Consider the following 25,174-nt stretch of genomic DNA (forward strand, 5'->3'; position numbering starts at 1 on the left):
CCACGGGGAAAGGGATTTGCGCTGGGGGGCGCCGGGCCGTATGGTGGTAGATCGTTTGATCCCATTTGCCCGGCGCCCATTTCCAGCGCGCCGTGTGGCGCGTTCCTTACCCGAGCCGTGGCTGACCGCATCGAGGCGGTCGTATGCGAAAACACGGAGTTGTGGGCGCGTGCCATGACTCCGGAAGGTTTTCATCTCGCATGACCGTAACCACCCCTGACGTCGTCCTGCCCGAGGACGAGAAGACGATCACGTTCGCCGATCTCGGACTGCCCGGGGAGATCGTCCGCAAGCTCGCCCACAACGGCGTCACCGTTCCCTTCCCGATCCAGGCCGCGACCATCCCGGACGCGCTGGCGGGCAAGGACGTCCTCGGCCGCGGCCGCACCGGCTCCGGCAAGACGCTGAGCTTCGGCCTGCCCCTGCTCGCCCGGCTGGCGGGCGGGCACACCGACCGCAAGCACCCCCGCGGCATCATCCTCACCCCCACCCGCGAGCTGGCCATGCAGGTCAGCGACGCGCTCCAGCCCTACGGCGACGTCCTCGGCCTGAAGCTGAAGGTCGTCTGCGGCGGCACCTCCATGGCCAACCAGATCAGCGCCCTGGAGCGCGGCGTGGACATCCTCGTCGCCACCCCGGGCCGGCTGCGCGACCTGATCGGCCGCGGCGCCTGCTCGCTGGACGAGGTGGAGATCGCCGTCCTGGACGAGGCCGACCAGATGGCCGACCTGGGCTTCCTGCCCGAGGTCACCGAACTCCTCGACATGCTGCCCAAGGGCGGCCAGCGGATGCTGTTCTCCGCCACGCTGGAGAACGAGATCGACACCCTCGTCCGCCGCTACCTCGTCGACCCCGTCAGCCACGAGGTGGACGCCGCCCAGGGCGCGGTCACCACCATGAGCCACCACGTGCTCATCGTGAAGCCGCGCGACAAGGCGCCGGTCACCGCCGCGATCGCCGCGCGCAAGGGCCGCACGATCGTCTTCGTCCGCACGCAGATGGGCGCCGACCGCGTGGCCGAGCAGCTCCGCGAGGCGGGCGTGCGCGCGGACGCGCTGCACGGCGGCATGACGCAGGGCGCCCGCACCCGGACGCTGGCCGACTTCAAGGACGGCCGCGTCAACGTGCTGGTCGCCACCGACGTCGCCGCGCGCGGCATCCACGTCGACGGCATCGACCTGGTGCTGAACGTGGACCCGGCCGGCGACCACAAGGACTACCTGCACCGCTCCGGCCGCACCGCCCGCGCGGGCCGCTCCGGCACGGTCGTCTCGCTGGCGCTGCCACACCAGCGTCGGCAGATCTTCCGGCTGATGGAGGACGCGGGCGTGGACGCCTCGCGCCACGTCATCGGCCGCGGCGACGCCTTCGACGACGACGTGGTCGAGATCACGGGCGCCCGTTCGCTGACCGAGGTCCAGGCCGAGTCGGCGCTGAACGCCGCCAAGCAGGCCGAGCGCGAGGTGGCCGAGATCACCCGGCAGTTGGAGCGCGCGCAGCACCGTGCCGCCGAACTCCGCGAGGAGGCCGACCGGCTGTGGGCCCGTGCCGCCCGCGAGCGGGGCGAGGACCCCGAGACCGCGGTGGCCGCGGTGGCCGAGGCGACCGCCGCCGCGGCGGCGGAGGCCATCGCCGAGGCCGCTGCCGCCGAGGCGGAGGCCGAGGCGCGGCGGGCCCGCGAGGAGAGGTCGTACGAGCGCCGCGACGATCGGGGCGGCTTCCGCCGGGACGGCCGGGACCGCGACCGGGACCGTGACCGCGACCGTGACGACCGCCGTCCGTACGGTCGCGACCGGGACCGCGACGACCGGCGGGACGGCCGGGACCGCGACGACCGGCGCCCGTTCAACCGGGACCGGCGTGACGACCGTCGCGACGACCGGCGCCGTGACGACCACCGTGGTGGCCGTTCCTACGACCGTCCGTACGAGCGCCGCGACGACCGGGGCGGTTTCCGTCGCGACAACGACCGCCGTGACTTCGGCCACCGAGGCGGCGACCGCCCGTTCAACCGGGACCGCCGCGACGACCGCCGTGACGACCGGCGCGACGACCGCCGCCCCTACGGCCGCCACGACGACCACCGTCGTGACGACCACCGTGGTGGCCGCTCCTACGACCGTCCGTACGAGCGCCGGGCCGACAAGCCGCGCTGGAAGCGCAACGGCTGACGTCCGACGCCCCTGACCGACCGAGGGCCCGTTCCGAACTCCCGTTTCGGAGCGGGCCCTTGGCGTCTCCGCCGCCGGACCGGCGGTCCGGGACGGGGGATCGGTCGGGCAGGACGGTGCGTCCGACGGTCCCCGGCACCGTCGACGCGGCCGTCGATGTCCCTTCGACGCCGCCGTCGACCTCGACGCCGACGAGGCGGACGCCGCCCGGGTGACCGCCGTCGAGGCCGACCGTCCACCGTCCGCCCTCGGGGGCGCGCGCGGTGACGTGGACCAACTCCGCGCCTCCACAGGCGCGCTCACCGGGGAACAGGTCGCGGCGGCGAGCGGGGACCTCCACGGGCGGCCGAATCCGTAGGGCGGAAACGACACCACCGGCCGTGGCGCCGCGCGCAATGCCTTCGAAGCGCGGCCCGCCTCCGGGCTATGCTTCGGGGGCGGGCCGTTAGCTCAATTGGCAGAGCAGTGGACTTTTAATCCATTGGTTGTGGGTTCGAGTCCCACACGGCCTACCGGGTCGGTGCCCCCGAGACGGCTCCGGCCGACGGATTCGTGCCCCGGTCGCGGAAGCGGCCGGGGCACCATCGTGTCGGGGCCGCCCGGCGGGGCCGCCGTGTCCTCGGCCGGCGGCGGCCCCCTGTGCGTGGAATGCCGGAAAAGTCCAGTGATGCCGGAAGAGTCGCACAGGCGTAGCCTGGAATCAGGTCGGCGCACGCTCACGTGCGACGACCCGGAAGGGCGGTCCCGGTGTGTACGCGCCGGGGCCGTTGTCGCAGGTGCCGAGGCCCGTGGACGGGAACGAACCGGAAGGGCGGAGGGCGCCCCGCCGGAGCCGCGCCGCGGCTTCCCGCGGAAAGGCGTTTCCGCGGAAAGGCGCACGTCGACCGGCGACCCACGCAGGGAGCAGAGGCATGATCCAGCCAGCCGACATCCGTGAATGGCGCAACCACGACGTTGTCGACCTGCAAGGACACAAGATCGGCGCGCTCGAAGCGGTCTATGTGGACACGACGACCGACGAGCCCGCCATGGCCACCGTACGGACCGGACTGCCCACCCGCCAGCACCTGGTCTTCGTTCCCCTCGACAAGGTGGTCGTCGGGCCGGACTACCTCAAGGTCTCGTACGCCAAGGCACTGGTGAAGAAGGCCCCGTCCATCGGCATGGACGACGTGCTCCCGGCCGAGCGGGAGAAGGAGGTCTTCGAGTACTACAGCATGAGCTACCACCCGGGCGCCGGCGGCGAACGGCAACTCGCGCGCCGCTGACCGACCGTGCCGGGCCGGCGCGAAGGAGGTGTCCACAGCATGGCGATCTTTCTCTTCCTCGTCCTCGTGGCCGTCGTACTGGGGATCATCGGTGTGGTGGCGGAGACCCTGTCCTACCTGCTGACCGTGGGCATCGTGGTCCTGGTGGTGGCCGTCGCCTTCCTCGCCGTGCACCTGTCCCGGCGCTCCCGCCGCCGGCACCTCACCCGGTGAGGCTCCGGTGGTGGGGCGAGGAGGCCGCTGCCGGGGCTCCCGGGTCCCCTGACGACCCACGGACCCTGGGGCCCCGCGGCGGATGCCCGTCCGCCGCGGGGCCCCCGTGTCTCCGCCGTGTCTCCGCCGTGTCTCCGCGCGGAGCGGCGGCGCGCGCCGGACACTCGCCGGACACTCAGCCCAGGAGCACGTCCTGGATCAGGAAGAGGTTGAGGCCGGTGATCGCCACGGCCGCGGTCGTGCCCAGGACGGTCGTGACGGAGCGGTTCACCAGACTCCCCATGACGCTCCGCCGCGCGGTGAAGACGACCAGCGGGACCAGGGCGAAGGGGATGCCGAAGGACAGCACCACCTGACTGAGCACCAGTGCCCGGGTGGGGTCGACGCCCAGGGCGAGCACGGTCAGGGGCGGCCCCATCGTGATCAGGCGCCGCAGCGTCAGCGGGATGCGGCGCCGCAGGAAGCCCCGCATGACGACCTGTCCCGCGAGGGTTCCGACGCCCGACGAGGCCAGGCCCGACGCCAGCAGGGCCAGCGCGAACGCCAGCGCCGCGCCGGGACCGATCGCGTCGCCCAGGCCGTGGTGGAACTGCTCCAGGGTCTCGTAGGCGGACCCGGCGGGACCCTTCCCGTGGAAGGCCGCGGCGGCGACGGTGAGCATGGTCGCGTTGACCAGGCCGGCGGTGCCCAGGGCGATGAGGATCGCCCTGCGGTTCGCCCGCAGCACCAGCCGTTTGCGCTCCGGTGACGTACGGCCGTACCGGCGGCTCAGGGAGGAGTGGAGGTAGATCACGTGCGGCATCACCGTGGCCCCGACCATGCCGGTGGTCAGCAGGATGCTCCGCGTGTCGGCGAACCTCGGCCGCAGGCCGGACAGCGCCCCGCTCCAGGAGCCGGTCCGCAGGCTCTGGTAGAGGAACCCGGCGAGGATGACCAGCAGGAAGCCGGTGATCACCAACTCGAAGCGCCGCCTGCCCTCGGGGGCGAGCGTCAGCAGCAGCAGGGACGCGGCCCCGACGAGGAACGCCGCCGGCACCAGGGGGATGCCGAACAGCAGGTACAGGGCCACCGCGCCGCCGACGAACTCGGCCAGGTCGGTGGCCATGGCCACCAGTTCGGCCTGGACCCACAGCACCCGGCACAGCGGCCGGGGGGTGTGCTCGCGGCACAGCTCCGGCAGGTCGTGGCCGGTGGCGACGCCGATCTTGCACGCCAGGTACTGAACGAAGATCGCCACCATGTTGGCCAGGGCGATCACCCACAGCAGCAGGGGGCCGTACCGGGCTCCCGCCGTCATGTTGGTGGCGAAGTTCCCCGGATCGACGTAGGCCACCGAGACCACGAACGCCGGGCCGAGCATCGCGACCACGGCCCACCGGCCGGGGCGCCGGGCGTCCGCCCGCCGCTCCGGGACGGTGTCCGGAACGGTGTCCGCTCCCGTTCCGGCGAGGGGCGGGGCGACGGCCGTCGGGTCCGGTGGTGCCGGGACGGCGGGCGGACGCCCGGCGGGGGACCTCTCCCGGGGTTGGCGCGGGTCAAGCATCGGCCGCGTCCCCGTCCCCGGCGGTCCGGGCTCGGACGCCGGCCGGCGGGACGTCCTCCCGTGGCGTCCGTGCCGCGTGGCGGTACGGCGCCAGCCTGAGGGCGACGGCGGTGAGCAGGGCCAGCCCCAGCAGGCGCTCGGCCGCGCCGCCGGCGGTGAGGCCGACGGCCGCCGCCGCGGCGTACAGCGCCAGGAGCGTCGCGGTGACGGGGCGCGGGTGCCGCCGGAAGGTCGCCGCGGGGGCCGTTCCGCTCGTGGAGTCTCGTGTGCCCATGGTCGTCCCGCTTCCTCTCCGTACGGACGGGCGGGCCCGCCCCCGGTGAGGCGGGGAGGGCCCGCGGCGACCTCACTCGTCGGGCGAGAGCGTGTCCCGGATCTTGCCCCTGAGCCCCGTCTCGGTGCCCATGGCCGGGCCCTTGGGTTGGCCGTAGCTGCCGTCGTAGGTGGCGAACAGCTTCGGGTCGGGGGGCGGGGGAGAGGCCTTGTCGCCCAGGGGCCGGGTGTCGGCGAGCACGCTGAACTCGTGCTCTCCGTCGGGGGTCGGGCCGGAGGCCCACAGACCCGCGGCGGCGGCCTCGCCGTCGGAGAGGTGCCACAGCGTCGCGGCGTGCTCGCGGTGCTCCTCGTCCGCGAGGCCGCCGGGGACGATGACGTCCTCCAGGTTGTCCTCGCGGAGTTGCTCGATGGCCGCGAGCCACAGGTTCTGGTGGTAGGTGTCCCGGGCGAGGTTGAACTTCAGCATGTCCTTCACGCCGGGGTCGTCGGTCATCTTGTACAGGCGTGCCGTCTGGAGCCGGCTCTGCGCCTCGGCGGCGACGTTGGCGTAGAAGTCGGCCAGCAGGTTTCCGCTGGCCACCGCGTAACGGCCGTTCCAGGGGTAGCCGTTGCTGTCCGCCGGGAGCGCCGCGCCGCCGGCGACGATCGCCTGCTGCGGGTCCATGCCGCTCATCACGGCGCCGACGGCGGGGTCGGAGGTGGCGACCTTGGTGGTCGCGGTGGCGGGGGCGCCCTCCAGGAGCCGGGCGATCATGGTGGCGAGCATCTCCACGTGGCCGATCTCCTCCGTGGCGACGTCCATGATCAGGTCCTTGTACTTGCCCTTGATGCGGCAGTTCCAGCCCTGGAACAGGTACTGCATCATCACGGTCATCTCGCCGTACGCGCCGCCGACGAGTTCCTGGAGCTTGTGGGCGTACACCGGGTCGGGCTTCTCCGGCTTCGCCTCGAACTGGAGCCGCTGGGTGTGCTGGAACATCTGTGCTCTCGCTTTCCGAACGAGCGGGCTTCTCGGCCGTCGGCGGAGCGCGGACGTGTGCCGTCCACCGCGCCGGGGGCGGGGTGCGCTCCGCTCTTCGGACGCTAGGCACCGCCCGTCACCGTTCCGTCTCCATCGGGCGGGGCGACGGGCGCGCCGAGGGGGTGTGACGTGCCCGGCGCTGGGAACACCGTGCGTTCACGGACCCGTGGAGACCGGCCGTGCCGGTCTCCCCCGGAGAGAAAGTCATGACGTCCTCCTTCGTCCTCACATCCCGGCAACCCCACCCCGAGGCCGCGGAGTGGGAGGCCCGTCTCGCCCTGTTGGGCCGCTTCCACCTGGAGATCCGGTCCCGGAGAGTGGCCATCGGCCCGTCCGTGCAGCGGCTGTTGGCCCTGCTGGCGCTGCACTCGGAGGGGGTGACCAGGCCCTCCGTGGCCTCGACGCTCTGGCCCGACCTGCCCGTGCGGCGCGCGGGCGCGAGCCTGCGCTCGACCCTGTGGCGGCTGTCCCGGAGCAGCGGGGAGGACCGGCTGGTCGACGCCGACGACAGTTGCCTCGCGCTCGCCCCGACCGTCGGCGTCGACCTGCACCTGGCCGAGCGGCACGCCGCGTCCCTCGTCTCGTCGCAGGAGCCCGGCCCGGTGCCGCTGCCGGTCCTGGCCGAACTCGACGAGGACCTGCTGCCCGACTGGACCGAGGACTGGCTGCTGGTCGCCCGGGAGCACTTCCGCCAGACCCGGCTGCACGCGCTGGAGGCCGTGAGCCGGCGACTGCGCGACGGCGGCCGGCTCGCCGCCGCGATGGAGACCGCCATGATGGCCGTGGAGGCCGAGCCGCTGCGCGAGAGCGCGCACCGTCACGTGGTGGACGTCCACCTGGCGGAGGGCAACGTCGCCGAGGCCCTGCGGCACTACGAGTTCTTCCGGCGGATGCTCCGCAACGAGCTGGGGCTGGGGCCGTCGTCCGGTTTCCGCCGGCTCGTGGCGCCCTACCTGAGCCGTCCCCTGGACCCCTGACGCCGGCCCGTGGCCGCGGTGACACCCCCGTGACGGAGGCGTGACGCCACCGGGTGTTCCGGGGGCGCCCCGGCTCCTTCTCCGGAACGCCCGGCGGGGCGCGCGGCCGGGAGCGGACCGCTGCCCGCCCTGGTGCCCGCGGCGGGCGTGGCCCGGCCGGTGCCGGTCGACTCGCTCCACGGCCGGGCATCGGGGAGAGTGGAGAGGTGTACGGCGACGCGCGGCATGGGACGTTGGACGGCGGGAGCCGGGCCCGCGTCCGCGCCATCCCGGGCATCGGCCGTCCGCCGTGGCTGCTGCCCCTGGCGCTGATCGCGCTCGGGGTGATCTTCGATCTGCTGACACCGGCCAGTCTGCTCGTCGGCTCGCTGGCCGCCGCGCCCATGGCCGCGGCGGCCCTGTGGACGGGGCGCGGCACGGTGCTCACGGGGGCCCTCTCGACGGTCTCGGCCTTCTCCCTGGTGGTGTGGGCGAACGTCCTGACCGTGGTGGAGGGCGTGGTGCGGGTGGTGGCGGTCTTCACCGTCAGCCTGCTGGCCGTGGCCGTCCACCACGCCCTGCACCACAGCGAACTGCGACTGGCCTCGGTCCGCCGGGTCGCCGAGGCCGTCCAGCTCGCCGTGCTGCCCGTCCCGCCCTCCCGCATCGGCGACCTGACGCTCGCGGTGCGCTACGAGGCGGCGCAGGTGAACGCCCTGATCGGCGGCGACATGTACGGGGTGCAGCAGACGCCGCACGGCGTCCGGATGCTGGTGGGCGACGTGCGCGGCAAGGGGCTGGACGCGGTCGCCGCGGTCACCGTGGTGTTCGGCGCCTTCCGGGAGGCGGCCGAGACGGAACCGGACCTGGGGGCGGTCGCGGACCGGCTCGAACACGCCCTGGTCCGGGAGATGGAACAGCGGGGCGGGGCCGGCCGGGTGGAGGGGTTCGTCACGGCCGTCCTGGCCGAGGTCCCGGCCGGGGCGCCGGGGACCCTGCGGATCGTCAACCGGGGCCACCCGCCGCCCCTGCTGCTCTCCGCGGACGGGTCGTCCGTGCGGGTGCTGGAGCCGGACTCGTACGCGCTGCCGCTGGGGCTGGGGGAGTTGGCGGGCGGAGGCGGCCACGCGGATCCGGTGCCCTTCCCGCCGGGCGCCCTGCTGCTGCTCTACACGGACGGGCTGACCGAGGCGAGGAACACCGAGGGCGCCTTCTACGATCCGGTGGCGCGGCTGCGCGGCCGGCGCTTCGCGGAGCCGGGCCTCCTCCTGGACGCGCTCGTCGCGGACATCGACGCGTACACGGCCGGGGGCACGGACGACGACATGGCGATGCTGGCGGTCATGCGCGATCCCGTCCCGCCGGCCGCGGCGCGATCACCGTCCGTATCAGGGACGCACCCCTCCGCATAACATCTGAGGCAACGTCAGGTAATGTGACGCGTCTCTCCGTTGGGATTCCAAGGTCAACTCGCCCGAATTGCTCAGGTATTGCCCCGTTAAGTCCCCCAGAAAATTGCTTCTGTTTCAAAGGGGAGACTTGGAATCACGCGTGTCCCTCTATTAACGTTCGATAACGCAGCGCGGTCGTCACCGCCGCCGCAAGAGGCGGCACCGTGCGCCGTCGCCGAATCCCGAACGCGGTCTCGCGGTACCGAGAGGCCGTGCCCAGGGAACCGGGGAACCACCATTTGGGGTGAATCGGTCCGCACCGTGTGCGCGGATCCGTAGGGGACCTTCCTGCTCCGAACCCGTCAGCTAACCCGGTAGGCGAGAGGGAAGGAAAGGAGAGCGCCTCCGTGGCGTCCAGCAGCCCGGCCCCCGAGGCCCCCGAGGTCTCGTACGACCCGCACACCGCCACCTTCGCCCCGTTCGGCCCGGACGGGGACGAGGACCGCCCGGCGTGGAACCCCACCGAGGACTCCATACGCCCGGTCCGCGGCCGGCACCGCGTGGTCAAGCAGCGCACCGGCATGGCACGCAGCGGAGCGGTTCTCGGCGTCGGCATGATCGCCGCGGTCGGCGCGGGCGGCATCGCCACCGCCAAGGAGAAGTCCCCGGCCGCGATCTCCATGCCGGACCTGGGCTCCGTCGCCGACGACATCCCCGGCATCGGCGGGCTCATGGCCGACTCGGAGTCCGACACCGACGAGGGCTCCGGCGAGACCGGCACCCCCCTCGTCCAGGCCGGTTTCGGCACGGACACCGCGAACGGCACCACCGACACCCTGACCGCGGACGCGGGCGAGGCCCTGCGGGCGCGCATCCTCCAGCAGGCCGACCGGCAGCAGGCGAGCGCCACCCAGGCGGCCCTCGAGGCCGCCGCCGACCAGGCCGCGGACAAGGCGGCCGAGGAAGCGGCGGAGAAGGCCGCCAAGGAGGAGGCCGAGCGCAAGCGCAAGGCCGCCGAGGAGGCCAAGCGGAAGGCCGAGGCCGAGCGTCTGGCCAAGCTCGCCGCCGGCTACACCCTCCCGCTCTCCTCGTACCAACTGACCTCCACCTTCGGCCAGTCCGGCTCGATGTGGTCCAGCACCCACACCGGCCTGGACTTCGCGGCCCCCTCCGGCACCCCCGTCAAGGCCGTGCACAGCGGTGAGATCGTCGAGGCGGGCTGGGCCGGCTCCTACGGCTACCGCATCATCCTCAAGCTCGACGACGGCACCGAGATCTGGTACTGCCACCTGTCGTCCATGACCAAGACCGGCGGCAAGGTGACGACCGGCGACGTGATCGGCCGCGTCGGCTCCACCGGCAACTCCTCCGGCCCGCACCTCCACCTGGAGGTCCGCCCGGGCGGCGGCGACCCGATCGACCCGCTGGCCTGGCTGCGCGGCAAGGGCCAGAACATCTGACCTCGTCCCGCTCCCGACTCCCGCGCCGCCGCCTCGCGCACCGTCGGTGTGTCCGTCGGCCGACCGGAGGAGGGGACGAGGCGGCGGCGTCCGGGCCCCTGCCCTTCCCCGTCTCCACTCCTGGCTCCACCCCCTGGCTCCACCCCATGCCCCGGCGGCCCTGGTGACCCACCCCCCGACACCAGGGTCGTCGGCCTCTCCGCCCCGCTCCCGAGCGGTCACGGTCGCCGCTCCCGCCGCCGGCCGACGGTTTCGGTGCGCCGTACGCCTCAACGCGCCGACGGGCCGGCCGGCTCCAGAGGACGCTCGCCGGTGAACCGCAGGTGGTAGCGGTTGACGCCGCCGCGCACCAGCCCGGGGAAGTGCTGGACGCGGTGCCACTGCGGGCTCGTCGAGCCGATGCCCTCGCCGGGCGTCCGCAACGCGTCGACGTGGGCCTGCTCGCTCTCCCACTCCGCGTAGTTGACGACGCGCGTGCCGTCGACGCTCAGGTGGAAGTGCCCGGCGATGCCGCCGGGCGGCAGGCCGCTGTCGGTCGCGAGCGCCTCGCCGACGGCGTCCACCCACGCCCGCTGCCGCTCCTCGTCGGGCCCCTCGAACCCCGCGTCCACGACCACGACGCATCCGGGTTCGGGCCGCTCGCCCTCCCGCCGGGGCGGGAAGCTGCGGTAGAGCCGGGTGCGCACCAGCTCGACCCGCTCGATCCCCGGCACCGCGGCGTCGATCTCGTCGTTCCGCTCCTGCCGGTGCTCGCGGACGTAGTCCTCGTACGCCTCCTGGCACGTCCACTGGGAGTGGTGGAGCAGCGTCCGGCCGTCGGACCCGGCGTACACGCTGTACGACAGCAACTCCGGCGTCGGCCAGGGCCGCTTCCTCCAGGTGGCCGCGATCGCCGCCACGGCGGCGCGCTGCCGCTCGGGCGTCCCCACGTCCCAGGTGCTGAAGAGCGCGGCGCCGACATCGGGGCGGGTGGGGTCGGGGTGCGTGGGCATGACGGTGCTCCTTCGCCGGTCACGGAGGTGTCCAACGCGTTCGTGACCCACCCTCACACCTCAAGTCGCCTTGAGGTCAAGGGGCTCCGGGACCGTCGGCCGCGGCCCGCTCCGGGCGGGAGGGGGCGTCACGGCTCCTTGCGCAGCTTGTCGAGCAGGGCGATCGAGGCGTCCGGCTCCAGCGCCCGCCGGTGGAGGTCGGCGAACGCCCTGCGGTACTCCTCCACCTCCGCGTCCTTCTCCAGGTAGAGGGAGGCGGTCAGGCTCTCCTGGTACACGACGTCCAGGGACGGGTCCGCGCCCACCAGGACGAGGAACGCGCCGACGGCGGAGGACCGGAGCCCCCGGTCGAACGGCAGGATCCGCAGGTCGACGTTGGGCAGCCGCGCGCACTCCACCAGGTGCGCCAACTGCTCCCGGTGGACGTCCGGCGGACCGGCCCGCCGGACGGCCGCCTCGTCCAGGACGACCCGCAGCTCCAGGGGGTCGGGGCGCGTGAGGACCTCCTGCCGCTTCATGCGGACGTCGAGGACGGCCCGGAGGCGCTCCTCGGGGATGGGGTCGAGGTCCGTGCGGTACAGCGCCTCCGCGTAGCGGCGGGTCTGGAGCAGGCCGGGAACGTGGGCGGTTGCGTAGTGGTCCTCCCGGACCGACTCGTTCTCCAGGGTCAGGAACAGGTGCATCCGGCCGGGGATCGCGTCGGGGTACGCCTGCCACCAGCCCTCGGCCCGGGCGCTCCGGGCGAGCTCGACGAGACGGGCGCGCTCCTCGTCCGACGCGCCGTACACGCGGCACAGGGCGTCGACGAAGGCCCACTTGACCGGCCCCTCCTTGGTCTCGTAGCGGCTGACCGTCGCCTTGGAGAGACCCACCAGCCCGCCGGCCTCCTCCAGGGACAGCCCCTTCTGCCGGCGCAGCCTGCGCAGGCCGGCGCCGAGCTGTCGGCGTCGTGTCGTCGGCCCTGTAGCCATGGCCGGCCACATCTCCCTTCACCTGGCGCCGGACGAGCGCCCGTTCCCGGGCGCTCCGAATGCGTCGCCGGAACAAGGTAGTTCACGGAGAAGGAGATTCGAGGGGGATTCGTGGCTGAGAGTTACACAGTGAGAGTCACCATGTAATACTCTCACGCGTTCTGTCACTCAGAGCATTCGATCGGTCACCGCTGCCGGTGAGGGTGGAATCCGGGGTCGGAGGGATGGCGTCCATGCGTCTCGATCACTGTCTGTCCAGGAAGCGGTGGGAACTCTCCTTCCTGGCGGAACCGGAGGAGGTGGCCGTTCTGCGGCGCGTCGTTCGGACGCACCTGACGCTCTGGGGGTTCCCGGAACTGATCGACGAGGCGCAGCTCTGCGTCAGCGAACTGGTCGCGAACGTCATCAGGCACGTCGGGGTGGGCACGCCCGTCACGCTCGCCGTCTCCACGAACCGGACGCGGCTGCGCATCGAGCTGAGCGACCCGGACACGCGGGCGCTGCCCACCCTCCTCGGCGCGACGGACGACCAGGAGTCGGGCCGGGGTCTGGCGCTGCTCGACTCCGTGACGGCCGGCTGGGGCGTCTACCTGCGCGAGGACACCAAGGTGACGTGGTGCGAACTGGACGCCGGCCTCGTCTGCGGCGCGCACGTCACCAGGGCCGATGCGGTGCTGACCCTGTACGGCTCCGACCACTCGACTTCCACGGCGAGGGGCGCGACCGAGGAGACCGCCGTCCAACTGATCACCGACGTCCTCCACTGGCTCCGCGCCCACGGCCACGACCCGGACACCGCCCTCGACCACGCCCGGAAGCGCTTCTGCTCCATGCCCGCGCAGGCCACGCGGTGGAACTGACGGACGACGGGACGCGCCCCGCCGGCCCGCGCGGACGGGAAGGCCCGCGCGGACGGAGAGGGTCAGCGCCGCGCCGCGCGCGGGACGGACCGGGCCGCCGTGGTGGTCGCCGGAGAGGCCAGCGGGCGGCGGTGCCAGAGGGTGCGGAGGAGGTCGCGCTCGTGGACGAGGAACCCCGGCGGCGGGGCGCCGCGCTCCGCGCGGGCGCGGAGCAGCGCCAGGCACACGGCCGCGCGCTGGTACTCGGCGACCGCGCGGGCGGCCCGTCGCCCGTACCAGCGACGCGCCACCTCCCGGGCCAGGGCCCGGGTGCGCGGGCAGGCCAGGGCGGACGGTTCCGGGGCCGCCAGCCAACCCGCCGCCGCGTACTGGGGAAGCGTGGCCCGCACGGTGAGCAGCACGCGGCGGCGCGCCCTGACCACCGCCCAGACCACCAGGCCCAGCACGGGCACCATGAACAGGCCGTAGACGGCGAGGAAGACCCACATCGTCCGGCTCGCCGCGCCGTTCCACACGGCGTGCAGCGTGACGGCCGCGGCCAGGCCCAGCAGCGGCAGCGCCGTGCGCAGCGCCCGCCGGCGCCGGGCGACCAGGGCCGCGGCGCCGAACCCCATGCCCACCAGCACCGTGAAGAGGGGGTGGGCCAGGGGCGCCATCACCGCCCGTTGGAAGAACGTCCCCAGCGTGCTCGACTCCAGGCCGAAGTGCCCGAACGCCAGGTCGTCGCCGAAGGCCCGGCCCAGGTAGAGGACGTTCTCGGTGAAGGCGAAGCCCGTGGCGGCGACGCCCCCGGTGACGACGCCGTGGACGACCCCGCCGAAGTCCCGCGGCCGGTGCAGGTACAGCAGCAGGACCGCGCCCGCCTTCGCCGTCTCCTCCACCACGGGCGCGACCAGGGTGGTGCCCAGCGCGTCGGCCCGGTCGGGGGCGCGGGGCAGGAGGCTGGAGGCCAGCCACTCGGTGACGAAGCCGTTCACCGTGATCGCCACCAGCGTGGCCGCGCACGCGCCCCAGCCGAAGGCGAACAGCAGGTGCCGCCGAGGCGTGGGCGCGGCCCGGTCGAGCCAGCGGAACGCGGCGAGCAGCAGCGGCACCGGCAGGACGGCCAGACCCAGGCCGACCAGGAACCCGTCGGACCCGGTCTGCTGGTGGACGAGTCCCAGGATCACCGCGCCGCACAGTCCCAGCAGCACCGTCAGGACGGCCGTGGACACGGCCGCGGCGAGCCGGGCGCGGGCACGCGCGCCCCCCGTCGGGACCGGGTCCACGGCCCCGACGGGGCGGCTGCTGTGCCACCGGGACGCGCCGCGCGGTGCACCGCGCCCGTCCGCCGGTGGCGCGGAAACCTCTTGGTGCACGTCAGGACCCTAAGCACATCCGGGGCGGTGCCGGCTAGAGGCCGGCCGGCCACCGTCCGGAACACGCCCTTCAGGGGACGCGGCGGAAGATCAGGTCGTGGACGACGTGGCCCTTCTCCAGGCCCTGCCGCTCGAAGCGGGTCAACGGCCGGAAGTCGGGGCGGGGCGCGTAGCCGCCGTCCGGTTGGGTGTTCTCCAGCGCCGGGCAGTCGGTGAGCACCTGCAGCATCTGCTCCGCGTACGGCTCCCAGTCGGTCGCGCAGTGCAGCAGCCCGCCCGGCGCCAGTCGGGAGGCGGCCAGCTCGACGAACTCGGGCTGGATGATGCGGCGCTTGTGGTGGCGCTTCTTGGGCCAGGGGTCGGGGAAGAAGACGCGGATGCCGGCGAGGCCGTCCGGGGCGAGCATCTCGCGCAGCAGGATGATCGCGTCCCCGTTGGCGACCCGGACGTTGGTCAGCCCGTACCGCTCGGCCAGCAGCAGGAGGTTGCCCTGGCCGGGGGTGTGGACGTCGGCTGCGAGGAGGCCGGTGCCGGGGTCGGCGGCGGCCATCTCCGCGGTGGCCTCGCCCATCCCGAAACCGATCTCCAGCACCACGGGCGAGCCCGGCGGGAGGGTGTCGAAGAGCGCGTCGAGGTCCAGCTTGCGGTCGCCGTCGATCTCCACGCCCCACTTCGGCCACAGCCTCAGCAGGGCGTCCCGCTGGTTGGCGGAGACCCGGCTGCGGCGGGGCTGGAAGCTGCGGATGCGACGCTCGTGGCGCTCCCCGGCCGGATTCGGGGAGGGGCCGACACCGGCGGGGAACATGCTCCCTCGCCGACGCTCGACGGCCGGCGCGGCGGACTGCTCGGGGAGCGTCTCGGGAATCGTCTTCTCTGGCGCTTTCTCGGACACAGTGGATACGAGTGTACGGCCGTGCGTCCGCCGGGCGGGCCGGCGGACGCACGGCCGCCCCCGGCCGGCGTCGGGGTCAGCGCCGGTCCAGGTGGGCGAACCAGCGCGCGTTGTGGGCGATCGCCGCCGTGTACGCGCCGAAGTGATCCGCGTCACCGTGGTTCACCACCGTGGCCCGGGAGCCGTGCTCGACCAGGTCCTCCGCGCAGTGGCGGGCGTTGGCGATCGGCACGTCGCGGTCGCCGTCGGAGGCGTGGAGCCGCACCGGCACGCGCGGCGCCCACGCGCAGACGCCGTCGTTGAGCCGGACCACCTCCGCGAGCGTGCCGTCGGGCCGCCGGAGCCGCTCGTACCACTCGGCCGTCAGCAGCTCCTCCACCGTGTCGGGCAGCCGGCCGGCGATCTCCTCGTCGCGGTGGTCGTTGTCGAAGAGGTCCTCGACGCGGTCGGCGTACGGGGCGCGGAAGACCTCGCGCGGATCGTCGTAGAGCGGGTGCAGCCGGTTCTGCGCGACCAGGAAGTAGGAGAGGTAGAAGACGGCGGACGCGCCGTCGATCCGCCCGTCGAACATCGCGGGCAGCTCCACGCCCTCGATGTCGTACGGCCCGGCGACCGGCGCCAGCGCCCGCGGCCGGAAGGACGGGTCCGCGCCCCGGGCCAGCTCCCGGCCCAGCGCCATGGCCACCTGCCCGCCCTGGGAGAACCCGGTGACGTACACCTCGTCGGTGAGCCGCTTGCCGTGCCGCGGCGCGGCGGCGCGGGCGGCGCGCAGCGCGTCCAGGGAGGCGGAGACGGAGGAGCGGGTGTCCACGTACGGGTGGGTGCCCGGGCCGCTGCCCAGGCCCAGGTAGTCGGGGGCGACCACGGCCCGCCCGCCGGAGGCGTAGAGCAGGGCCGCCAGGGCGGAGAAGTTCTCCCCGGTGGAGGGGACGTGGCCGCGGTAGGCGGTGGTGCCGTGGGTCTCGGAGACGGTGGCCAGCCGCTCGCCGCCGCCGACGGGCAGGACGAGCAGGGCGGATGCGGTGGTCGGTTCCCCGCCCGGGGCGACGGTGGCGTAGACCAGGCGGTGGGCGGTGACGCCGTGGCGTACGGCGGAGGCGTCCACGCCGTTCGCGGCCAGCAGCTCCGTGAGGCGGGCGGGGGTCCGGTCGAGCAGGGGGGTGGCGGACAGCAGCGTGCCCCGGGCGTGTCGGCCGTGTTGGCCGTGTTGGCCGTGGTCCGACCGGGGGGTCTCCGGTGCGGCGGGACCGGCCGCCGAGGCGGGTAAGGCGGTCAGGGCCGACAGCACGGCGGCGGCCGTGGCCGCCGCCGTGCGCCGGACGGCCCGTCGGGTGCGGTGTTCGGTCATGCGGCGATCCTCGTCCGGGGACCGTGCCTCCTGGAATGCGGCGCACCCCCGGGCGCGGGGGAGGGTCGTCCCCACCCCGCCGAGGTGGGGACAAACCTCAGAACCGGCCGGTGACCCTGACCGGCGTGACCCGCACGACGACGCGCTCGCCGTCGTTCACCGACGCCGGGTTGAACGTGGCGTAGTCCTGGCCCGTGTACTTCACCGACAGCTCGTTCAGCAGCTCCCCGTCGCTGTCCGGCGTGACGGTGGCGTCACCGCGGACCTCCGCGTACACGTACGGGTTCTCCGGCGGGTTGATCAGCACGGTGACGCGCGGGTCGCGGGCGATGTTCCTCCCCTGCTGCCGGTCCACGGTGGTGGAGAACAGCAGGTCGTCGCCGTCGCGCTTGATCCAGACGACCGTCAGGTGCGGCCGTCCGTCGGGCATGACCGTCGCCACGGTGGCGAAGGCGCGCGCGTCGTCGAGGTACTTCTTCAGCTCGTCCGAGAGGCCGACTGCCATGGTGGAATCCCTGGGTGTGAGGCGGATGGGGCGTCAACTCCACTGCTTTATGGAGGAGTTGAACACCGCTCGCCCGGCGGACATTCCCGGACGCCGCCCTGCCCGGCCGGGCTCAGCGCGTCGCGTCCAGCGCCGCCAGCGCCCGCCGCGCCACCTCCCGGCCGATCGGCAGGGAGGCCGTCGCCGCCGGGGAGGGGGCGTTGAGGACGTGGACCGTGTGCGGGGCCTCGGTGATCAGGAAGTCGTCCACCAGCGTCCCGTCCGGCCCGACCGCCTGGGCGCGCACCCCCGCCGGGGCCGGCACGAGATCCTCGGCCTCCACCTCCGGCAGCAGACGGCGCACGGCCTCGGTGAAGGCGGCCTTGGACACCGAGCGGCGCACCTCGGCCGCCCCGTACCGCCAGTGGCGGCGGGCGAGGTGCCAGGTACCGGGCCGGCCCAGCACCTCGGCCAGGTCGCGGAGGCGGACGGTGGACCACCGGTAGCCCTCGCGGGCCAGGGCCGGCACGGCGTTGGGACCGATGTGGACCGAGCCGTCCACACCGCGCGTGAGGTGGACGCCCAGGAACGGGAACGCCGGATCCGGCACCGGGTACACCAGCCCCCGCACCAGCCCGGCACGGGCCGGGGACAGCTCGTGGTACTCGCCCCGGAACGGGACGATCCGCACCGGCGGCGCGTCGCCGGCGAGCCGCGCCACCCGGTCGCAGTACAGCCCCGCGCAGTTCACCAGGGCGCGGGCCCGCACCACCGCGCCCGCCGTCGTACGGACGGCCACGCCCACGCCCGGCCGACGGTCCACCACGGCCACCTCGGCGCCGTAGCGGACCTCCGAACCGGCGTCGGAGGCCAGCCGGGCCAGCTCGGCGGCGACCGCGCCGAAGTCGCAGACGCCGGTGGTGCCGACGTGGATGGCCGCCAACCCGTTGACGTGCGGCTCGTACTCGGCGATCTGCGCCGGGCCCAACTCGCGCACCGGGATGCCGTTCTCCCGACCGCGCTGCACCAGCGCGTGGAGCCGGGGCAGCTCCTCCCGCTCGGTGGCGACGATCAGCTTGCCCGTCACCTGGTGCGGAATGCCGTGCTCCGCGCAGAACTTCACCATCTCCGCCGAGCCCTGCACCGCGAACCGGGCCTTGAGCGAGCCGGGGCGGTAGTAGACGCCGCTGTGGATCACCCCGCTGTTGCGGCCCGTCTGGTGCCGGGCCGGACCGGACTCCTTCTCCAGGACCACCACCCGCGTGCCGGGCCGGGCGCGCGTGAGCGCGTACGCCGTCGACAGGCCGACGATCCCGCCGCCGACCACCAGCACGTCGCAGTCGTACGCCGCGCGCCTCGCGGGAACCATGGAGGGAGCCGTGGAGACAGTGGACACGTCTTCCATCATGGCCCGGACCACCGACAACCAACCCTCGGACGGCCCACGGCGTGACCCGTTCGGCCCTCACGGGCCCCGCCGGGACCGGTACGGCCCCGAACGCGGCCCGCCCGGCCCGCGCCGGGGATCACGCCGGCGCGGCCAGCAGCGGCCGGGCCCGCTCCCGCAGCTCCGCCACGCGCGGCTCGTCGCCGTACGGCTCCAGCCGGTGCAGCAGGTCCCGCACGTACTCCTTCGTCCGGGCCGAGGAGATCCGGCCCGCGACCTCCACCGCCCGGGTGCCCGCCGCGCAGGCCGCGTCCAGGTTGCCCGACTCCAGCTCCGCGACCGCCGACACCACCAGCCGCAGCCCGTGCGAGCGGACGAACTCCTCCGTCGGCCGTGACAGCGCCTGCTCGGTGAACCGGCGCACCTGGCGCGGCGCGTTCAGGTCGCGGTAGCACTCGGCGGCGTCGGCGGCCAGCCGGTCGTAGGAGTAGAAGTCGAGCCAGGAGGGGTCCGGATCGCCGTCCCGCGAGCGCTCCAGCCAGCTCTCCGCCGCCGCCAGCGCCATGCCGCAGGCCGCCGAGTCGCCCGCCTTGGCGTGGGCGCGCGCCTCCACCAGGTGGAAGAAGCTCATCGTGCGGGCCGTGGCCAGGCCCCGGTTGCGCTCCAACGCGGCCTGCGCGAGGTCCACGCCCTCGTCGGCGAAGCCCCGGTACGTCGCCTGGAGCGACATCGAGGCCAGGACGTACCCGCCCAGCGGCACGTCCGCCGCCGCCCGCGCCAGCCGCAGCGCCTGGATGTAGTAGCGCTGCGCGGCCTCCTGCTGGCCGGTGTCGAAGGCCATCCACCCGGCCAGGCGCGTCAGCTCGGCGGTGGCGCCGAACAGCGCGCGCCCCACCTCGTCGCTGTAGGAGCCCAGCAGCAGCGGCGTGGCGTCCACGCGCAGGCACTCGGGCACCATCGACGAACGCCAGTCGCCGCCGCCGTACTTGGAGTCCCAGCGCCTCGCCTCCTGTGCCGCCTCGCGGAGCTTGGCCACGTCGCTGTGGCCGACGCGCAGGGACGTCGGGGCGGGCGGGGGCGGTGCCGTGGACGCGCCGGGCTCCCCCTTCCTCCCCTGGAGCCTCGCCAGGGCCGCCGCGTCCCGCGCCACCGAACTGTCGGCCGGCTTGATCAGCCAGCGCGAGGTGGGCACGGCGTAGGCGCTCACCGAGAACGACCCCGCCAGCGACTGCCAGATGCCGCCGCTGCTCCGCCGCCCCGCCGGGTCCAGCCGGTACAGCTCGGTCGCCGACCGCACGGCCGCCCCCACGTCGCGGGGGAAGGCCAGACCCACCTCCGGCGCCGGATCGGCGTCGGCCAGCCCGATCTCGTGGAGGGGGACGGGACGCCCCAGCTTGCTGCCGATCGCGGCGGCGATCAGATGCGGGGCGACACCCTGCGGCACCATGCCCTTGGAGACCCACCGGGCGACCGATGTCTTGTCGTAGCGAAGGTTCAATCCCCGTTGCGCGCCGAGGTCGTTGACCCGGCGGGCGAGGCCGGCGTTGCTGATCCCCGCGAGGGCGAGAACGGCGCCGAGCTTCTCGTTCGGCCCGCGTGGCTCCCTGGACATGCGCACCCCTGACACACAGCCGACGGCCGCCCCGCACCGCACCCGCGGGGCGCTCGTCAACCCAGCGTAGTTCGCCGCATCCCTACCGTTAAGGGGCGGCATCGGGGATGGCGGGATTCGTCTCCGCACAGGAGTGCGCAATCGGCAACGCGTGAACGGCGCACGGACTACCGAGGAGTACGCCGCGCATGCTCCTCTGGCGTGTGCTCCGGGTGTGTGCCGATGCGCCTGCCCGTGCGCTCTGTGCGGCGCGGAGGGGAAGCGCTTCCATGGATGCTGCGTGGGTCGGCCCACTGCGCTGGACAACAGTGGGCTGGGGGAACACCGCCGTTCCATTCCCCGCGGACGGCGGTCGGGTCCGGGAGGCGACGACGCCTCCCGGACTGCCGATGATGTTTCGCGCGGCATATCTCACAACGGATATTTGGCCGAATGCCGTTGTCCGCAACGGGCGTTCCGGCACACCGACACGGCGTCGCGGAGCGACGTCGGTGTCCGCGCGTCCATGCCCTCGTACGCCTCTTGTGCGCCCATCCCGTGGCAGCATGGGTCCGCAAACGGCGGTCGCCACGGCGTTCCGCGGCGGCCGGCGACAGCTCGAGGGCCCATGCGGAGGCGGCGATGCGGTGGTTGGTCGGATGGGCCGCAGACAACGCACACGGCGCGGGCACCGCCGCGGCCCGGCCCGGACACACGATCCAGCCGGTCGGCGCCCGGCAGTTGTGGGAAGGGCCCGATCCGCTGTGGATCGTCGGCGACTGGCGGCCGGACGAGGTGCGCCTGGTCGAGGTCGACGGCGGCAACAAGCTCGCGGTGCTGGGCCGTTGCGGCGCCTCCGACGAGGAACTGCGCACCGCCCTGTACGCCGCCCGCGGCGGCGCCCTGCGCCATCTGACCGCCTGGCCCGGCAGTTACACCGCCGTGGTACGCGTCGGACGCCGCGTCACCGTCACCACCGACCTCGCCGGCGCCCGGCCCGTCTTCCACACCCCGTGGGCGGGCGGCACCGCCTACGCCACCGCCGCGCTGCCGCTCGCCGACCTGATCGAGGCGCAGCTCGACGTCGGTCACCTCGCCGCCCTGCTCGCCTGCCCCGACGCGCCCGAGGCCCTGGGCGACGGCACCCCCTACGCGGGCGTGCGGCGCGTACCGCCGGGCCACGCGCTGATCATGCGGGACGGCCGCAACCGCGAGACCGTCGGCTACGAGCCCGCCGTCCCCACCGTCGTCGCCGCGCCCCCGGTGGACGCGGACGCCGCGGTCGCGGGCGTGCGCGACGCGCTGGTGGAGGCCGTACGGGTGCGGTTGGCCGCCCCGCGTCACGCGCCCGTGCCCGACTTCGACAGCCTCGACCCCGGACCGATCCCCGGCATGGGGCCCGCACAGCGCCGCGCGGATCGCCCGGGCCGACCGGGGAGAGGTCCCGCGCCCGGCATCGGCGCCGACCTCTCCGGCGGCAGCGCGTCGGCGACGCTCGCGCTGCTGGCCGCCGGACTGCCCGGGATGCCCGGCACGGTGTACGGCACGCCGGGGACGTCGGCGGGCGAGCGGCTGCTCGCCGTCACCTTCAACGACCTGACGCTCGACCCCCGTTCGGGACGCGAGGCCGAACTGGAACGCGCCCGCGGCATCGCCGAGAACCCCCGGCTCCACCACATCGTCGTCGCCGCGGGCGAGGAGGCCCTGCCGTACGCCGGTCCGGACGGCGGCTCGCTCCTCGACGGCCCGCTGACCGACGAGCCCGGCCCGTCGCTGATCGTCGCCGAGCGGCATCGGCGGCGCCTGGCCGCGGGCAGCGCGGACCACCTGGCCGGCTACGGCGCCCGACAGGTCCTGGACGCGCACCCGGCCCGGCTGGCCGACCTGCTGCTCGACCGGCGCCGCCGCCACCTGCTGCGGCCGGTCACGGCGCTGGCCAGGGCGGAGGGGGCGCCCGGACGGGCGGTGCTCGTGCCGCTCACCGTCTACCGCGCGGCACGCAGACTGGCCCGCACGCCCTACCGGGACGGGCTGCTGGAGGCCGCGCGGCGGCTGCGGGAGCGCGACGTCGCGTCGGACTGGGCCGGGGGGAGCGGCCCGGGCGGCGAGCCGGGGGTGCTGGACGCCTCGCTGGCCGCCCTCGCCTGGTGCCGTCCAGGGCCCGCCGCGCGCTGGTTGACGGGAGAGGTGCTGGCCGAAGTATCGATTCGCCTGGAGCAGGCGGCCCTCCGCCCGGTGCCCGGGGAGACCGGCACACGCCCGGGGGAGCGGCGGGCACGGGCCGCGCTCGCCCGGCTGGCGGCCGACCACCGAATCCTCGAACAGGCCGCGGAGGTCCGCAGCCAGCGTCTGCACGCGCCCTTCCTGGACAACCAGGTCGTGCGGGCCTGCCGCGCGCTGCCCGAGGCGCTGCGCGTCCAACCGGGGGCGCGGGCGTCCGTGCTGCGCGCCGTCCTGGCGGGGGCGGGCATCCACGACCTGCCGCCCGGCTGGGGCACCCCCTCCCAGGCGACGCAGGTGGCGGCCGTGCGGACCGGGCTGCGGTCCCGGATCGGCGACCTCGTCGACCTCTTCGACGCGCCCCTGCTCGCCGACGCCGGTCTGGTCGAGGCCCGCGTCGTCCGCAAGGCGCTGCGCGCGGCGGCCGAGGGCGAACCGCTGCCGCTGGAAGGGCTGGCGGAGCTGGTCTCCACCGAGGTCTGGCTGCGCCGGCTGCTGGCCCGCCGCGGGAGCTGCTGGACGGGCACGGCCGCGCCGCGCCAGCGCGCGGTGGCCGGAGGGGTGCCGCAGCGCCCGGCCCTGTGAACCGGAACCGGCCCTGTGGCCCACCGCCGGGCCGCCGGGCGCGGAACGCTGGGCGGGGCGGGGCGCGGTGGGGCCGGTCAGCCGCAGGTGATCCGCGCCTGCGCCCAGTCCGCCAGCGCCACCGCGTCCAGGGGGGTGCGCGGCTCGACCACCAGCCGGAGTGTCCCGCGGCCGGAGAGGGAGACGTGGACCGGCACCGGGGCGTCGCCCCGACGGACCACACCGGACCGCCACAGCCGGACGCCGTCGCCGTAGACGGAGAAGCGGACCGCGGCCGGAACCACCGTCAGATCGTCCACCCCGACGAGGGCGTCGAACGCCGTGCAGGAGCGGTCCAGGTCGATCGTGAGGGTGGAACGGGCGGCCACCGTCACCCCGGGCCCCTGGTTCCGCCCGCCGACGCGCAGATCGGAGCGCTGCCACATCCGGTCGCTCTCGCCACCGCGCACGGTGGGCCGGTCGGCGCCGGAGGAGTCCCGGGGAAGCCGGTCGAGCCGGTGGACGGTGGACGCGGTCGGCGCCGGCGACGCGGGAGGCGTCGGCGCGGGGGTCCCACCGGTCGGCGACGTGGAGCCGGGGAGGGACGGTCCGGGCCCCGGCACGGAGTTCGGCCCCGACCCCGGCGCGGACGGGGAGCCGGACTCCGGGGCCGGTGCCGGCTCGGTACCGGGCGGCCGAACCAGCGTGCGGTCCGTGGAGCCCCCCGCCGACTGCGACGGCATCACGGTCAGCGGTTCCGAGCCCCCCGCCTTCGAGTCCGCCGCCTCACCCCCGGGCGCGCCGGGCACACTCGCCGTCGACGGCCGTGACTCCGGCTGCGGACCGCGGGACCTCTGCCCGTCGGCGACCAGGGCCAACGTCAGCGCGGTGGCCACGGCGGCGGCCATCACACCCGCCGTGACGCCCGCCTTCGCCGTGGCGCCGAGCCCCTCGAACACCGTCGCGCCGCCCCCGGCCGCACCGTCCGTGCCCACCGGCCCCACCGCGCCCATCACGCCCGCCGAACCCTCGACCGGGACGGCCGAGGGCGCCGCGACCCCGATGCCCAGGGAGGTGCCCAGGGAGACGCCCACGGAGGTGCCCACAACGGTGTCCGCGACGCCGTCCACGGCAGCCTCCGCCGCACCGGCCGCTCCGCCCGAGTACACCCCCGCACCCCAGCCGACGACCGCCACCGGCAGCAGGAGACGCAGCCGCTCGCAGACGTCCCTCGTCCCCAGCGCCGCCGACCGGCAGTCGACGCACCGCTCCAGGTGCCTGCGCAGCCCCCGGTCCATCCGCGCCCGCAGGGCTCCGCGGGCGTACGTCCCCAACCGGTCGACGTGGCGCGCGCAGTCGCCGGCCGCCGTCCGCGACCGATCGACGTGGGCCTGGAGGTACGCCTGCCGCAGCCCCTCCTTCGCGCGGTACGCCAGCATCGCCGTCGCGTCCGCCGTCAGCCCCAGCGACGGCGCCACCTCCCGCGGCGACTCGCCCTCCACCACGGTGTGCCACAGCACCACCTGCCACCGCTCGGGCAGGCCGCGGAAGGCACGCACCACCGTCGACCGCTCGGCCTTCCGCATGGCCCGCACATCGGCGTCCGACTCGAAGGAGTCACCGCTCCCCGACGAGTCGGCCGCCACCGCGAACACCGCGAAGCCCTCGGCCAACTGTTCCCAGCCGGCCGTCCGCCCCCAGGCCGCCGCCACCTGCCGGACGGCCCCCAGCAGGTGGACGCGCACCGCCGTGTCGGGGCCCGCGCCACCGCGCACGGCCAACAGGGTCCGTGCGAAGACCTCGTCCGTCAGGTCGTTCGCGGTGGCCTCGTCCCGGCAGCAGTGGCGGACGTAGCGGAGGACGGCATCGGCGTGCCGCCGGTACAGCTCCTCGTACGCGCGGGTGTCCCCGCCGCGCATCCGCGAGATCAACTCCGTGTCGCCGGGCGGCCTCTCCTCCGCCTCCGCCCGCCGTGAGGACTCCACCCACCGCGACGGCACGGCCTCCGGCACGGCCCCCGACACGGACCCCGACGTGGCTTCCGGCGGGATCTCCGGTCGGGCGGAGGCGGCCCAGGCGGGCTCGGCCCGCGCGGGCCCGGTGCCGGGCGCGATCCTCCCCGGGACGCCCGCTTCCTCCGCGTCCTCCGAACCGGCCGACTCCTCCCGCCTATCGACACTCACCGCGAGAACCCCCGTACACACCATT

The 25,174-nt window shown here is 74.6% G+C and carries 20 protein-coding genes, 1 tRNA gene and 1 riboswitch; of the genes, 9 read left to right on the forward strand and 12 right to left on the reverse strand.

Annotated features, from left to right (window positions below):
* The first annotated feature begins 200 nt into the window (after positions 1 to 200).
* From ABD335_RS24540 to ABD335_RS24555, 4 genes are all read left to right on the forward strand, one after another.
* Complete coding sequence (locus ABD335_RS24540; protein ID WP_344327324.1) at positions 201 to 2,171, forward strand: DEAD/DEAH box helicase; 1,971 nt, start codon at positions 201 to 203, stop codon at positions 2,169 to 2,171.
* Positions 2,172 to 2,610: 439 nt separating this feature from the next.
* Positions 2,611 to 2,683 (forward strand) — tRNA-Lys (locus ABD335_RS24545).
* Positions 2,684 to 3,082: 399 nt separating this feature from the next.
* The gene (locus tag ABD335_RS24550) at positions 3,083 to 3,439 is read left to right on the forward strand and encodes a PRC-barrel domain-containing protein (RefSeq protein WP_344327326.1); all 357 of its coding nucleotides are present in this window, start codon (positions 3,083 to 3,085) and stop codon (positions 3,437 to 3,439) included.
* 39 nt (positions 3,440 to 3,478) lie between these two features.
* Positions 3,479 to 3,652 carry a hypothetical protein gene (locus tag ABD335_RS24555; RefSeq protein ID WP_344327328.1) on the forward strand — a complete coding sequence of 58 codons (174 nt, stop codon included), beginning with the start codon at positions 3,479 to 3,481 and terminating at the stop codon, positions 3,650 to 3,652.
* Between the two features lie 175 nt (positions 3,653 to 3,827).
* Here the strand turns inward: ABD335_RS24555 and ABD335_RS24560 are convergent, their stop codons facing one another.
* The 3 genes from ABD335_RS24560 to ABD335_RS24570 form a co-directional block, all read right to left on the reverse strand.
* Positions 3,828 to 5,195, reverse strand: a complete 1,368-nt coding sequence (locus ABD335_RS24560; RefSeq protein ID WP_344327331.1) for an Nramp family divalent metal transporter — start codon at positions 5,193 to 5,195, stop codon at positions 3,828 to 3,830.
* Positions 5,188 to 5,469 (reverse strand): hypothetical protein, encoded by a 282-nt coding sequence (locus ABD335_RS24565; RefSeq protein ID WP_344327334.1) that lies wholly within the window; start codon positions 5,467 to 5,469, stop codon positions 5,188 to 5,190. Before ABD335_RS24565 ends, ABD335_RS24560 begins: the two co-directional genes overlap by 8 nt.
* Positions 5,470 to 5,541: 72 nt before the next feature.
* Positions 5,542 to 6,450 (reverse strand): manganese catalase, encoded by a 909-nt coding sequence (locus ABD335_RS24570; RefSeq protein WP_344327336.1) that lies wholly within the window; start codon positions 6,448 to 6,450, stop codon positions 5,542 to 5,544.
* Positions 6,451 to 6,698: 248 nt separating this feature from the next.
* Between ABD335_RS24570 and ABD335_RS24575 the strand changes: the two genes are divergently transcribed.
* The 3 genes from ABD335_RS24575 (at position 6,699) to ABD335_RS24585 (ending at position 10,299) form a co-directional block, all read left to right on the forward strand.
* Positions 6,699 to 7,469, forward strand: a complete 771-nt coding sequence (locus tag ABD335_RS24575) for an AfsR/SARP family transcriptional regulator (protein WP_344327340.1) — start codon at positions 6,699 to 6,701, stop codon at positions 7,467 to 7,469.
* A gap of 206 nt (positions 7,470 to 7,675) precedes the next feature.
* Positions 7,676 to 8,860, forward strand: a complete 1,185-nt coding sequence (locus ABD335_RS24580; RefSeq protein WP_344327345.1) for a PP2C family protein-serine/threonine phosphatase — start codon at positions 7,676 to 7,678, stop codon at positions 8,858 to 8,860.
* 237 nt (positions 8,861 to 9,097) lie between these two features.
* A riboswitch (cyclic di-AMP (ydaO/yuaA leader) is annotated at positions 9,098 to 9,235 on the forward strand.
* Positions 9,236 to 9,246: 11 nt separating this feature from the next.
* The gene (locus tag ABD335_RS24585; protein WP_344327349.1) at positions 9,247 to 10,299 is read left to right on the forward strand and encodes a M23 family metallopeptidase; all 1,053 of its coding nucleotides are present in this window, start codon (positions 9,247 to 9,249) and stop codon (positions 10,297 to 10,299) included.
* Between the two features lie 269 nt (positions 10,300 to 10,568).
* Here ABD335_RS24585 and ABD335_RS24590 read toward each other — a convergent pair whose 3' ends face one another.
* On the reverse strand, positions 10,569 to 11,291 hold the full coding sequence (locus ABD335_RS24590; RefSeq protein ID WP_344327353.1) for an antibiotic biosynthesis monooxygenase: 723 nt from the start codon (positions 11,289 to 11,291) through the stop codon (positions 10,569 to 10,571).
* 128 nt (positions 11,292 to 11,419) lie between these two features.
* Positions 11,420 to 12,262 carry a helix-turn-helix domain-containing protein gene (locus ABD335_RS24595; RefSeq protein ID WP_344327358.1) on the reverse strand — a complete coding sequence of 281 codons (843 nt, stop codon included), beginning with the start codon at positions 12,260 to 12,262 and terminating at the stop codon, positions 11,420 to 11,422.
* Positions 12,263 to 12,495: 233 nt separating this feature from the next.
* On the opposite strand from ABD335_RS24595, the gene ABD335_RS24600 reads away from it, so the two are divergent.
* Positions 12,496 to 13,122 (forward strand): ATP-binding protein, encoded by a 627-nt coding sequence (locus tag ABD335_RS24600; RefSeq protein WP_344327362.1) that lies wholly within the window; start codon positions 12,496 to 12,498, stop codon positions 13,120 to 13,122.
* 62 nt (positions 13,123 to 13,184) lie between these two features.
* Here ABD335_RS24600 and ABD335_RS24605 read toward each other — a convergent pair whose 3' ends face one another.
* The 6 genes from ABD335_RS24605 to ABD335_RS24630 all read right to left on the reverse strand — a co-directional run bounded on the left by ABD335_RS24605 (position 13,185) and on the right by ABD335_RS24630 (position 20,203).
* Positions 13,185 to 14,390 (reverse strand): PrsW family intramembrane metalloprotease, encoded by a 1,206-nt coding sequence (locus ABD335_RS24605; RefSeq protein WP_344327367.1) that lies wholly within the window; start codon positions 14,388 to 14,390, stop codon positions 13,185 to 13,187.
* 160 nt (positions 14,391 to 14,550) lie between these two features.
* Positions 14,551 to 15,285 (reverse strand): tRNA (guanosine(46)-N7)-methyltransferase TrmB, encoded by a 735-nt coding sequence (gene trmB / locus ABD335_RS24610; RefSeq protein ID WP_425583733.1) that lies wholly within the window; start codon positions 15,283 to 15,285, stop codon positions 14,551 to 14,553.
* Between the two features lie 163 nt (positions 15,286 to 15,448).
* A complete protein-coding gene (locus ABD335_RS24615) occupies positions 15,449 to 16,720 on the reverse strand; it encodes an alpha/beta hydrolase (protein ID WP_344327373.1) in 1,272 nt (423 codons plus the stop codon).
* A 97-nt stretch (positions 16,721 to 16,817) separates the two neighbouring features.
* Complete coding sequence (locus ABD335_RS24620) at positions 16,818 to 17,225, reverse strand: PPOX class F420-dependent oxidoreductase (protein WP_344327377.1); 408 nt, start codon at positions 17,223 to 17,225, stop codon at positions 16,818 to 16,820.
* Between the two features lie 112 nt (positions 17,226 to 17,337).
* Entirely contained in the window at positions 17,338 to 18,573 is a 1,236-nt protein-coding gene (gene lhgO / locus ABD335_RS24625) for an L-2-hydroxyglutarate oxidase (protein ID WP_344327420.1), read from the reverse strand.
* A 157-nt stretch (positions 18,574 to 18,730) separates the two neighbouring features.
* Positions 18,731 to 20,203 (reverse strand): NsdA family TPR-like regulatory protein, encoded by a 1,473-nt coding sequence (locus tag ABD335_RS24630; RefSeq protein WP_344327380.1) that lies wholly within the window; start codon positions 20,201 to 20,203, stop codon positions 18,731 to 18,733.
* Positions 20,204 to 20,824: 621 nt separating this feature from the next.
* Between ABD335_RS24630 and ABD335_RS24635 the strand changes: the two genes are divergently transcribed.
* A complete protein-coding gene (locus tag ABD335_RS24635; protein ID WP_344327384.1) occupies positions 20,825 to 22,987 on the forward strand; it encodes an asparagine synthase-related protein in 2,163 nt (720 codons plus the stop codon).
* A 77-nt stretch (positions 22,988 to 23,064) separates the two neighbouring features.
* Here the strand turns inward: ABD335_RS24635 and ABD335_RS24640 are convergent, their stop codons facing one another.
* Positions 23,065 to 25,149 carry an NPCBM/NEW2 domain-containing protein gene (locus ABD335_RS24640; RefSeq protein WP_344327388.1) on the reverse strand — a complete coding sequence of 695 codons (2,085 nt, stop codon included), beginning with the start codon at positions 25,147 to 25,149 and terminating at the stop codon, positions 23,065 to 23,067.
* Positions 25,150 to 25,174: the final 25 nt, after the last annotated feature.

This window comes from Streptomyces macrosporus, from assembly GCF_039533145.1.
In the GTDB taxonomy this organism is placed as follows: domain Bacteria; phylum Actinomycetota; class Actinomycetes; order Streptomycetales; family Streptomycetaceae; genus Streptomyces; species Streptomyces macrosporus.

Coding starts and splice junctions, on each gene's coding strand:
- ABD335_RS24540 (WP_344327324.1), top strand. CDS start 201: ATGACCGTAACCACCCCTGACGTCGTCCTGCCCGAGGACGAGAAGACG.
- ABD335_RS24550 (WP_344327326.1), top strand. CDS start 3,083: ATGATCCAGCCAGCCGACATCCGTGAATGGCGCAACCACGACGTTGTC.
- ABD335_RS24555 (WP_344327328.1), top strand. CDS start 3,479: ATGGCGATCTTTCTCTTCCTCGTCCTCGTGGCCGTCGTACTGGGGATC.
- ABD335_RS24560 (WP_344327331.1), bottom strand. CDS start 5,195: ATGCTTGACCCGCGCCAACCCCGGGAGAGGTCCCCCGCCGGGCGTCCG.
- ABD335_RS24565 (WP_344327334.1), bottom strand. CDS start 5,469: ATGGGCACACGAGACTCCACGAGCGGAACGGCCCCCGCGGCGACCTTC.
- ABD335_RS24570 (WP_344327336.1), bottom strand. CDS start 6,450: ATGTTCCAGCACACCCAGCGGCTCCAGTTCGAGGCGAAGCCGGAGAAG.
- ABD335_RS24575 (WP_344327340.1), top strand. CDS start 6,699: ATGACGTCCTCCTTCGTCCTCACATCCCGGCAACCCCACCCCGAGGCC.
- ABD335_RS24590 (WP_344327353.1), bottom strand. CDS start 11,291: ATGCCCACGCACCCCGACCCCACCCGCCCCGATGTCGGCGCCGCGCTC.
- ABD335_RS24595 (WP_344327358.1), bottom strand. CDS start 12,262: ATGGCTACAGGGCCGACGACACGACGCCGACAGCTCGGCGCCGGCCTG.
- ABD335_RS24600 (WP_344327362.1), top strand. CDS start 12,496: ATGCGTCTCGATCACTGTCTGTCCAGGAAGCGGTGGGAACTCTCCTTC.
- trmB (WP_425583733.1), bottom strand. CDS start 15,285: ATGTTCCCCGCCGGTGTCGGCCCCTCCCCGAATCCGGCCGGGGAGCGC.
- ABD335_RS24615 (WP_344327373.1), bottom strand. CDS start 16,720: ATGACCGAACACCGCACCCGACGGGCCGTCCGGCGCACGGCGGCGGCC.
- ABD335_RS24620 (WP_344327377.1), bottom strand. CDS start 17,225: ATGGCAGTCGGCCTCTCGGACGAGCTGAAGAAGTACCTCGACGACGCG.
- lhgO (WP_344327420.1), bottom strand. CDS start 18,573: ATGGTTCCCGCGAGGCGCGCGGCGTACGACTGCGACGTGCTGGTGGTC.
- ABD335_RS24630 (WP_344327380.1), bottom strand. CDS start 20,203: ATGTCCAGGGAGCCACGCGGGCCGAACGAGAAGCTCGGCGCCGTTCTC.
- ABD335_RS24635 (WP_344327384.1), top strand. CDS start 20,825: ATGCGGTGGTTGGTCGGATGGGCCGCAGACAACGCACACGGCGCGGGC.